7 protein-coding genes and 2 pseudogenes are annotated in these 10649 nt (G+C 70.2%); 6 read left to right on the top strand and 3 right to left on the bottom strand.

The window, feature by feature from the left end; translation table 11 throughout:
- The first annotated feature begins 7 nt into the window (after nucleotides 1-7).
- The 6 genes from GL259_RS00915 to GL259_RS00895 all read left to right on the top strand — a co-directional run bounded on the left by GL259_RS00915 (nucleotide 8) and on the right by GL259_RS00895 (nucleotide 8828).
- Entirely contained in the window at nucleotides 8-1114 is a 1107-nt protein-coding gene (locus tag GL259_RS00915) for a bifunctional lytic transglycosylase/C40 family peptidase (RefSeq protein ID WP_243762155.1), read from the top strand.
- Between the two features lie 269 nt (nucleotides 1115-1383).
- On the top strand, nucleotides 1384-1788 hold the full coding sequence (locus tag GL259_RS38185) for a hypothetical protein (RefSeq protein ID WP_243762154.1): 405 nt from the start codon (nucleotides 1384-1386) through the stop codon (nucleotides 1786-1788).
- Nucleotides 1764-4394, top strand: a complete 2631-nt coding sequence (locus GL259_RS00905) for an ATP/GTP-binding protein (protein ID WP_159528324.1) — start codon at nucleotides 1764-1766, stop codon at nucleotides 4392-4394. Before GL259_RS38185 ends, GL259_RS00905 begins: the two co-directional genes overlap by 25 nt.
- Nucleotides 4395-5354: 960 nt before the next feature.
- A complete protein-coding gene (locus tag GL259_RS39245; protein ID WP_279578613.1) occupies nucleotides 5355-5483 on the top strand; it encodes a hypothetical protein in 129 nt (42 codons plus the stop codon).
- Between the two features lie 152 nt (nucleotides 5484-5635).
- Complete coding sequence (locus GL259_RS00900) at nucleotides 5636-6229, top strand: hypothetical protein (protein ID WP_159528322.1); 594 nt, start codon at nucleotides 5636-5638, stop codon at nucleotides 6227-6229.
- Nucleotides 6230-6236: 7 nt separating this feature from the next.
- Nucleotides 6237-8828 (top strand): hypothetical protein, encoded by a 2592-nt coding sequence (locus GL259_RS00895; protein ID WP_159528320.1) that lies wholly within the window; start codon nucleotides 6237-6239, stop codon nucleotides 8826-8828.
- Nucleotides 8829-9067: 239 nt separating this feature from the next.
- On the opposite strand, the gene GL259_RS00890 is transcribed toward GL259_RS00895, so the two are convergent.
- The 3 genes and pseudogenes from GL259_RS00890 to GL259_RS37915 form a co-directional block, all read right to left on the bottom strand.
- Nucleotides 9068-10078, bottom strand: a complete 1011-nt coding sequence (locus GL259_RS00890) for an integrase core domain-containing protein (protein WP_347814602.1) — start codon at nucleotides 10076-10078, stop codon at nucleotides 9068-9070.
- Nucleotides 10079-10218: 140 nt separating this feature from the next.
- Nucleotides 10219-10308 (bottom strand): annotated as a pseudogene (locus GL259_RS00885) (IS5/IS1182 family transposase); the annotation flags it as partial.
- Nucleotides 10309-10420: 112 nt separating this feature from the next.
- Nucleotides 10421-10540: pseudogene (locus GL259_RS37915) on the bottom strand (IS5/IS1182 family transposase); the annotation flags it as partial.
- Nucleotides 10541-10649 lie beyond the last annotated feature (109 nt).

Here is a 10649-nt window from a genome sequence, read left to right as displayed (position 1 = left end):
CATCGGTGTGGTGGTGCTGCTGTCCGCGGTGTGCTGCGCCGCTCCGGTCTCGAACGCGATCAGCGCCTACGTCGCGCTGCAGAGCGCCACGAACGGCGACGGCGCCATCGACGACGGGGGCACCGCCGCGGACATCCCGCCGCGCATGCTCGCCGCGTACAAGAACGCCGTGCAGCGGGTGGGCCGGCATGTGCCCCGGTGCCGGGGCATGCGCTGGCCGATCCTCGCCGGGATCGCCAAGGTCGAGTCCAACCACGCCACCGGCCGCACCGTCAGCGCGGACGGGGACATCCGCCCGAAGATCTACGGGGTCCTCCTCAACGGCTCCGGCGCCGGCGGCAACACCACCGTCTTCCCCGACACCGACAACGGCCGCTACGACGGCACCGCATCCGGGGAGCGCGCGGTCGGACCATTCCAGTTCCTGCCCTCCACCTGGGAGGGCGTGGGCAAGGACGCAGGCAGTGACGGCACGGCCGATCCCCACAATGCCGACGATGCCGCGCTCGGTGCCGCGATCTACCTGTGCGGAGGCGGCCGCAACCTGGGCCAGCGCTCCCAGCTCAAAGCAGCGATCTTCCAGTACAACCACTCCAACGCATACGTGGCCAACGTGCTGGGCTGGATCGACCAGTACACCGCGGCCGCCAAGAGCCCCGACCTGAACAACGTCTCCGGCAAGGTCCGCACCGTCATCGAGGCGGCCCTCGCCCAGCGAGGCGTGCCCTATTCGTGGGGCGGCGGCAACGCCAGCGGCCCTTCCTATGGGATCTGCTGCTCCCCCAGCGGCAAGAGCGGCACGGCCATCAAGGGCTTCGACTGCTCGGGCCTGACCACCTACGCGTACGCGAAGGCCGGGATCCGCCTGCCGCGCACCGCAGCTGCCCAGGCCGGCGTCGGGCGACGGATCCCCGCCAGCAACGGCACCAGCGCCCTGAGACCGGGTGATCTCGTCTTCTACGCCTACGCCCCGGGCCTCGACTCGACGATCTACCACGTCGGGATCTACCTCGGCGGCGGCCAAATGATCAACGCCCCCCGGCCCGGCGCCGTCGTCCGCGTTGACCCGGTCGACGCGATGTCCGGCTACGCGGGAGGAGCCCGCCTGCTATGACGCCATCCTCACCACAACCGCACACGCCGCGCTCGCCGCGCCTACTGGCACTCACTGCCACGGTCCTGGCCGCCGCCGGGCTTGCCCTGCTGGCCATACCGCACCCACCCAGTGCACCAGCCCCTGCGGATGCAGCGACCGCCCCGGCCACCTCACCCGAGCATTCCTCAGGGCCTGCCGCCAGCCAGCACTTCAGCGGCGGTGCCCCGTCGGCTGCCCACTCAGCTCGCGCGACTGCCTCTGCACCGAGCCCATCAGCGCCTGCCTCGATGCTGCCGCCGCGTGGGGAGGGCGCGGCCGGTGACCGGGCCATCCAGCAGGCCCTCGAAACCGCGTGGCCGGCCGACCTCCCGACCGGTGATGAGCGGCAGCTGCTGGCGGCTGGGCGTGCTCTGCTGCGCGCGGATGCCACCGGGACCGGCCGCGAGCGGTGGCCTGAGGTCTTCCCCGGCTCCGGCCGGGGCCTGGCGCCGGCATTCTCTACCGCCCGGTTTCGCGTCCAGGCAGCCGTCGCTCGCCGCGCCGGCCGCCCGGACCGGGCGGTGGTGCACCTGGTGTGGGCGGGCACCGACCGCGGCGACACCTACAGCGACGGCCGCATCACCGACCTGTACTTCACCCGCACCGCTTCGCCGAAGGGAGCATCCTCGTGGGTTCCGCAGCCCCGTATCTGAGCGGTCAGGCCGCCGCATCGGCCCCCGGTGAAGTGTTCGGTCTGCTCACTGGTCTCGCCCACATCGCCGGCTGGCTGATCACCTACTGGTGGGTGCCCGCCACGGCCGCCCTGATCGGCTGGGCCGTGAGCGAGCTGGTGGTGCGCCGCCTGGCACGCGCGGCCTCGACTCAGAAGATGGCGCTGGAGCTGGTGCCCTCGCGGCACTTCAACCCGTCGCTGGAGGAGATCTTCCGCCGCGGGGTGCAGCTGGCCCGGGCCTCCACGTCCATGCCTTGGTGGGCGCCGCGCCGGTCCAAGACGGTGCAGATCCGGTTGCGCGCGGACGGCTCCAGCCCGCTGCGCTACCGCATCGAAGGACCGGCCGGCGCGCAGCGGCTGTTGTCGATCACCCCGTTCGGACCGGACGTCACCGTGAAGAAGGCTTCTCCCCTCAGGGACAAGCCGCGCAAGCATGTGGTGCGGGCCGAGTTCGTGCTGCGCGGCAGGCCCACCGCGCCGCTGCGCGAGGTGCCCCTCGAGCCCGACCCGCTGCAGCCTTTGGTCGACGCAGTGTCCGATCTGCGCGCGGAGCTGGGGGATCTGGCCGAGGTGCGCCTCGACATCCAGCGTGCTCCGAAGTGGGCACTGCGCTCGCACCGTGTGCAGCTGATGGCTCAGGCCCGGCGCGTCGAGCGGCGCGAGGCGCAGCGGGCCGCCCGCTGGATACGGCAGGACGCCAGCGGCATCGAGGACTCCCTGACCTGGCAGCTGCAGCAGCTGGTCACCGGCAAGCAGGGTGGGGGCGCGGGCGGGCGCCGCCTGGTCATGCCGCCCGTCCCGCGCCGGGTGGACGCGGCCGAGGCACTGGGCAAGCTCGCCGAGGACGACCATCTGGTGCGGGTGCAGCTGCTGGTGATGTGCGCCTCCGACACCGAGGGCCGCGCCCACGCCCGCCTCGCCCAGCTCCAGGCCGCCCTCGATGTGTTCGGTGGTGGTGCGCGGTGGGCGATGCGCGGCTGGCGCCTGGGCCCCTGGCGGTTCGGGGCGGACCGCTGGCCCAGCAGGCGGGGTTTCGAGCGGCGCTGGGCGCTGGGGCACTGCCAGCCGCCCCGGGCGAACTGGGTCCGCTTGGAAGAGCTGACCGGTCTGCTCAAGCCACCCACCGTGCACTGCCGTCTGCCGCTACTCGCCTCCGATCTGCCGACCTTCCAGCACGGCAATCCCGACCTGCTGCTGCAAGGCATCTACCGGGCACCGGACGGACGACGGCGCCTGGTCGCCACCTACGCGCGCGAGACGCTGTTCGAAGTCGGGGTCGGCAAGGCCGGCGGCGGCAAGACCGAACGCGCCCTCGCCCAGGCGATCGGCTGGGCGCACGCCGGCGGCGGACTGCTGTTCCTCGACCCGCACCGCGACTCCTGGCCTCGCGCCATGCCATTCCTCGCCCACGACCATCTGGCCGAGCGGATCACACTGATCGACCTGAACGCCGTCGGGCCCGCCCCGCAGATCAGTTCCTGGAACCCGATCGGCATGCACCAGGGCCAGGTGGCGCACGAGGTCGTCGAAGCCGTCACCGACGCCTACGCCTCGGCGCTGGGCTGGGACGATGCCAGCGCTCCCCGCGCGCTGACCATCCTCACTGCCGCTGTGGCCGTGCTGGTGGCCGTGAACGAGGCCGCCTGCCGGGCCGGACGGCCGGAGGATCAGGCGACGGTTTTCCACGTGCGGGCCCTGCTCACCGACGCCCCGTTCCGCAAAGCAGCGCTCGCGGCGGTGGAGGGCCGGCTGGATGAGGAGACCCGCTCCTGGTGGCAGGTGGTCTTCCCGACGCTGCCGCCGGACGCGTTCGCCGTGGTCCTCAACCCGATCGCCCGGCTGGCCGCCAACCCCGTCACCCGCGTCTTCCTCGGCCAACCGGCCGGCGTCTACAACATCCGCGCCGCCATGGACGACCGGATGATCGTGTGGGTGTGCCCGGGCGGCAACGGACCCACCGACCGGCTCATCACCGCCCTCCTGGCCCGCGACCTGCTGCGCGCGGTGCGCTCCCGCCGCGATGTCCCCGAGGACCGGCGGGTGCCGTTCCGAGCGTACTTCGACGAACTGATCACCCTGACCGGTGTGGCCCCGGAGACCATCGCGAGCATGTTCGAGGACTTCCGCAAGTACAGGGTCCACGTCCACGGCATGACCCAGCTGCTCGCCCGCCTGCCCATCGCGGTGCGGCTGTCGCTGGTGCAGAACGCCTCCACGCTGGCTTCCACCGCGGGCTCGCAGTCCGCCGTCGCTCCAATCACCTCGGAGTGGGGCGACAGCCCCGGCCCCGACGTCGTCGCCGCCCTGGACCGCTACGAGCACTACATGTCACTGACCATCCACGGCCGCCGCATCGGACCCGTCCGGATCACCGGCCCCCACCTCGACGACGTCTTCGCCGACCATGCCCGCCCGCACCAGGCGGCCGCCCTCGAACGCTCAGCCCGAAGGGTGGCCGGCGCCGCCCCGCTGGAGCAGCTCACGGCCCGGGCCGCCGGCCAGCTCCACCGGGTGGGCGACTTCCTCACCCAGCACGCTGCCACCGTTCTGGTAGCAGGCCGCAACCAGCCGAGGGGGTATCAGTGACCACCACTGCAACCGCCGTGACCACCGTGACGGCCGCCGCAGTCATGCCGTCGCGGCCCACCACCGGGCCACTGTCGCACCAGCCGCTCACCGTGTTCGCCCCTGCACCGCATGGGCACCACCAGTCGGCTCCAAACCCTCCTACGGCTGGCGCCGCTCGCCAAGCTGCCTCCCAGCCGCTCAACCGGCTGCGCCGCCACGGCCTGATCGGCTATGTCGTGCTATCACGCTTCAAGCGGACACGCGCCTGGTGCCTGACGAGCGAGGGCACACGGCTGACTCGGGATTTCCCGGCGCCGCGCGGCTGTCCGCCCTACCGCGGATCGAGAGCAGCCGCATGGACACCGCTGACCGGCGGGATCTCACGGTCAAGGGCCGAGACGGGACCGCACCGGACAGAACCAGCGGCTACACCATCCAGGTCGACCCATCTGCGGAACCAGCTAGCCGTACTGCCCTGGCCATCTGCACTCCCTCCCCTCCCCTGACCTGCACGGGTACGACGGGAAGGCCCGCTGCCCGCTCACTGGATGTGCATCCGTGAAGACTCTGCCTGACGGGGCCGGGTCGCCGGCAAAGACTCCTGGCACCTGCACGACCTGGAACAGAGGGCAAGCACTCGACCGTCTATGCACTGCCCTGCAGCCGACATCCACCCGAAAGCCGCACGACATGCCCTGTTGGGCGCCTTCGCGGCCGACGGATCACACAGGTGGCCGGAATGTGCCCACCGACCGAGACATACCGGGGAGCACGATCGACAAACCCTTGAAATTTGCATAGGCGAACTTTAGATTGCTGGCGCGTACATCCCACACGCATCACAACTCCCCTGACTTCTCACGGATTTGGAGAAGGCACGTCATGCACATCGTCCCTGCCGTTCACATCATCAACCGACCGCCACAGAAGGGCTGGCCGGCTTGCACCCGCGCGATCACGCGCATGGACAGTGCGTGGGTGGTGCATTCCCACGGCGGCGACTTCGACCTGGAAGACTTAACCCTGGTGCGCCGCCGCTTCCCCGGCCGGCACGTCACCCTCGACGGCGACGTCATCACCGTCTGGCCCCGCCCCAGGGAGCTGTGATGACGCACCTACCCCTCCACCGGTCAACGGGCGCCGCACAGCCCGCCCGACGCCTGCCACCGCCGCCACCTTGCAGCACCCCCCGACAGCAGCCAGCCGCCGCACTGCGCGGCGTAAGAGCACCGAACCGCCGACGTGCCAGTAGCCGTTCCATGCGAGCAGCGGCAGGCCTCACCAGCCGGGCCGCCACAGCCCGGGCCGCCCGGCGCCTGACCGTGCTGCTCATAGTGCTGACCGGACTGCTGACGGGCATCACCGGCTGCTCGACCCGACCCTCCCCCGACCTGACCGGCGCCGGCCATGACCGCCCCACCGCCAGCCCTGCTCTTTCCGCCAGCCCGCGGTCGGCGCCCCTGGCCACCCTGAACGGTCCGCGCCACCTGCGCCTGACCCTCACCTCCGCACTGCGAGACACCGGCGGGTTCATCACAGTGCGCGGCACACTGGCGAACACCGCAGCCACCACCACGATCGTGTCGGCTCACCTGTCGGGCAACGAGCCCGACATCGCCAAGCACGGCCCCTCCCTCGGTGGCGCCACCCTCGTGGATTTCGCCGGCGGCAAGCGCTACTACGTGCTGCGCGACACCGAAGGACACCCGCTGACCACCACCGGCCTGTCCGTGCTCAAAGCGCGCGAATCCATCCCCGTCTACATGCAGTTCCCCGCGCCGCCGGCTCGCACCCGCCAGGTCACCTTCCAGCTCCCGCAGTTCGACACCGCCTCCATCCCGATCTCCGGATGAGCACCCCATGACGCCCTCCCCCACCCGCCGCATCACCACACAGCTCATCACCTGCGTCGCGGCCGCTGTCGTCGCCGCCGGCACACTGCCCGCTTCAGCCTCTCCCACCGGGCCCACCGCGCCCGCACCCCCGCCGTCCGCAGCACCGGCCCCGTCTCTCAACCCCCGCGATCCGGACCTGCAGCTGCCCGCCCACCACCGGCTGGCCCGGCCTAAGATCCTCGACCTCGACCAGCGCCATCTCGGCCTCACCCAGGTCATCACCACGAGCAGCGCCAGCCCTCCACCCCAACCCCGGCCCTTCCCGGCCCATCAGCCGGCCGACCGCCCTCAGCCGGGCCGCACCGGACACAGCGGCGCCGGCTCAGGCACGCCGGACACCTCCGCGCCGGTCTCCCCGCAGCCGTCCGCCGCCACCCCGCCGAGCGGCACTGCCACACCCCAGCCAGCAGCCGAAGGACGCCGCGGGCCTCATCTGCGCACCATGATCGGCCTTCTCGCCCTCCTGGCCGCCGCTGTCGCCAGCGCTCTTGCAGCGCGCATCCTGCTGCAGCGCCGCCGCACACCCAGCACCGGCACCACACCAAAAGCCACGCTCAAGGCTCACCCGTCGGCCGCACCGGACGGCCTCGCCCGCCTGGACACAGCCCTGCGCACCCTGGCCCACCGCCTGACCGCAAACGGCGAGCAGGATCTGCCGCAGCTCAAGGCCGCGCGCATCGGCGCCCACACCCTCGCCATCCTGCCCGAGAACCAGACCCGGCATCCCCTTGAGCCCTTCAGAGCCGGATCTGACGGCTGGTGGCAGCTGCCCGGCGACGCCGACCTGCTGGACGAAGAAACCGCCCGCACGGTGCCCGCCCCGTATCCGGCGCTGGCCACCATCGGCACCACCGCGGCAGACGGCCAGGACACGCTGCTGCTGCTCAACCTCGCCCACCTGCCCGCTCTGCTCCTCGACGGCGACCTACCGCGCGTCAGGGAAGTCCTGACCGCGCTGGCCCTGGAACTCATCACCAGCCCCTGGGCGGCCGACACCGACATCATCAACGTCGGCTTCGGCGAGGACCTGCCGCACCTGACTCCCGTCCCGCGCACCACTCACCTGCCGCGGGCCACCGATGCCGTGCCCGAGATGAACGAACGACTTCTCGAAGCCAGCCAGCTCCCGCAGCCCGGCCACCGGCCCCACCTGCTGCTCAGCGCACAACCCCTGAAGGATGATCTCGCCGCCCACATTGCCGACCTCGCCGACAAAGCCGCACCTCTCCCGCTCACCCTCATCGCCCCGGTCCATGCCGCTGCCCCGCATTTCCCCCAGGCACTGGTACTCAACGCCTCACTCGACAGACCACAACCGCTGGACCACCTCAATGCCACAGTGACCGTGCAGCGCCTCACCGACCACGCCTACCAGCGCCTCACCACAGCCCTCGAGCCCGCCGTGCAGCCCGCGCAGCCGGACCAGCCGCAGAGGCCGGACGGCCTTCATGCCCGCACACCGCTACCTGCCCGACCAGCATCACAGCGGCGCATCACTCCCACCGGCAGGAAAATCGGCACCGGTGAAGTCTCCGGGACGGAAACAACCGGTCACAACGCCAACGACAGTGACAAAGTCTTTCCCGCCCTGCACGCCGCGGCCTCTCAGACCACCCCGCCGCCCTCCACCACTGCCGACCTGCCCGAGGGAGAAGCCGTCCGGCCCGCCGCTTCAGCCGATCTCAAAGCCACACGGTGCCCCACCGCACTCCCTCGAACAGGACGAGGTGGCCCAGCCGGGGACACCGCCCCGATCGGCAGCGCGTATCCCGAGCAGAACACATCCGACCACAGCGCTGATCAGAAACAGGGGCCCGAGGTCAGGGTCTTGGGACCGGTGGATGTCACCGGCGTCCGGCCCAGCGGCCACGGCCCTCGCACCGCCCAACTCGCTGCCCTGCTCTACTTCAGGGGAGGCCGCAGCGCCGACGAACTGTGCACCAGCATGGACCCCGACAGCCCTTGGTCAACGAGCACCCTCAACGCCCGGCTGCAGGGTCTGCGCCGCTCCCTGGGAAACGACCCAGACGGCAACCCCTACGTCCCCCGCCGCAGCCACAGCGAAGACCCCTACCGCCTTTCTCCCCATGTACGCTGCGACTGGACCCGCTTCCTCCACCTCATCGAACACGCTTTGCCGCTGGGCCCTGCAGGACTGCCGGATCTCGAGAAGGCACTCACGCTGGTACAAGGCAAACCGTTCGGGGGCAAACCCCTGCCGTGGGCCGAGCCCCTCGCCCAGGAGATGACCACCCGGATCATCGACATCGCCCACACCGTGGCCACCCACCGCACCCCCGCCGGCCCGCACCAGGACCTCAACGCGGCCCGGCAAGCCGTGGCGACCGGACTGGAAGTGGACGACGCAGCAGAACTGATCTACCGAGACTGGCTCCGACTCGAGGCCGCTGCCGGAAACCGGTCGGGGCTACACACGGCGATCTCCCGCATCCAACAGATCAACCGGGCCCTGGACTGCTCACCCGAACCAGAGACCGAACAACTCATCAACGACCTGCTCAACGGCCCGAACACGACGGAGCGCAACGCGCTGTAGGTGCGACATCTCACGCCGATGCGCTGAGCGGAGTGAGACGTCGCACCCACCGTTCCGACCCAGCCGTGCCAGCCACCCAGCGCGGACACCACGATTCACAGGAGAGACGCCCTCATGACCCCGCGCACCGTGCGCACCGGTATCGCAGCTCTGGCCCTGACCGCCCTGAGCGCCCTGCCGGGATGCTCGTCCGACACCGAGCCCGCTGCCTGTGCCGCTCGAAAAGTCATCGTCGCCGGTCAAGCGATATAGCGGTACTCGCTGATCACGCCGCCGAGGATCCTGGTCCGCAGCACTCGGCGGGCGTTGAGGTCGTGCACTGTGGCATCGGGCCGTTTCTTGGCATCAGGCGGTAGTTGCTGTCGGGCTTGGTGAGGTCGGTGGGCGTTGTAGTGCCGCCGGTAGGCAGCCAGGACCTGGCGGGCGTGGGCCTCGTTCACGATCAGGACGTGGTCGAGCATCTCGCGCCGGATGCTGCTAATGATCCTCTCGCAGTGGGCGTTCATCCGAGGAACCCGCGGGGCACTCAAGATCACCTCCAGCTCCTCGGCCTCGAAGACCGTGTCGAACGCCGCGCCGTTCCTGCCCTCGCGGTCACGCAGCAGGAACCGCACGGACTCCCTGCGCATGCCCAGGTCGGCGGCGAGATTCCGCGCCTGTTGCACGGCCCACTCCCGGGTGGGCTGGGCGGTGACTCCGGTGATGTGCAGGCGTCTCGTGCCGTGCTCGAGGAACACCAGTGCGTACAGCCTCGTGCCGAGCGCGGTGTCGAGGTGGAAGAAGTCTGCCGCGATGATCCCCTCGGCCTGGGCGGCCAGGAACTCGCGCCAGGTTGGACCGGCACGACGCGGCGCCGGATCGACGCCCGCGACGTTGAGGATCTCCCAGACCGTCGAGGCAGCGATCCGATGCCCGAGTCGGGCCAACTCCCCTTCGATCCGCCTGTGCCCCCACCGCGAGTTCTCCTGGGCCAGCCGCAGAACAAGCGTCCTGATCGCCCCTCGGGTGGGCGGGCGTCCGGCGTGTCGGCGTGCGGTGTAATCCCACTTGGCAGCGACGAACCCGCGGTGCCGGGCGAGCAAGGTGCCTGGGGCGACCGGGAAGACCCCGCGCCAACGTCGCCGGGATATCAGCCCAAAAAGGGCAGCGAACCAGAACCGGTCCGCCGGCTCGTAGCGGACCGGGCCGGCAATCTGCCGACGCAGAACTGCGTTCTCACGCCGCAGCACGAGCAGCTCGGCGCCATTCACGGGTATCACGCAGCAGCACCGACGGGACGGACAACAGCCTCCGGACCACCCTGTACAGCAAAGACACGATCACACGGACCCGATTCCAGGACCGAACCGCACCACTCCCACCTGGGCCGATGACTTTTCGAGCGGCACAGGATGAGCCAGGAGACGTGCTCGACCAGCTCATGGGAGACGTCGAGCATGGCAGGACACGTAACCAACAGGGCCCCTCCGGTCGCCGACATGCTGAATAGAATCACCACGCCAATGACGAGGGGCCCTGCCCCGTTACCGCCCCCGCTGACCAGCTCATTTCATTCCTGCAGCATAGGATGAAAAGGTTTACTGTTCGCGAAGTCAGAGGATGAGTGACGCGAGGCGGAGACCAGCGAGGTAGCGGACAGCCTTCTTGCAGAAGCGGGTGACCACAGCCCGGAACTGCTTGAGCCTGCTGAAGCAGCGTTCGACGACGCTCCGAACCGGAAAACAGCGGGAGCCCTCGTCGGTCTCTAGTGACTCCGGCTTCGCCTCGCTGGCACCGCAGCATCGACGTACCGTGGAAGAGAGAGCATGCATTCCTCGCTCA

Source organism: Streptomyces sp. Tu 3180 (assembly GCF_009852415.1).
Taxonomy (GTDB): domain Bacteria; phylum Actinomycetota; class Actinomycetes; order Streptomycetales; family Streptomycetaceae; genus Streptomyces.
This window is presented reverse-complemented; position numbering and strand designations above follow the sequence as displayed.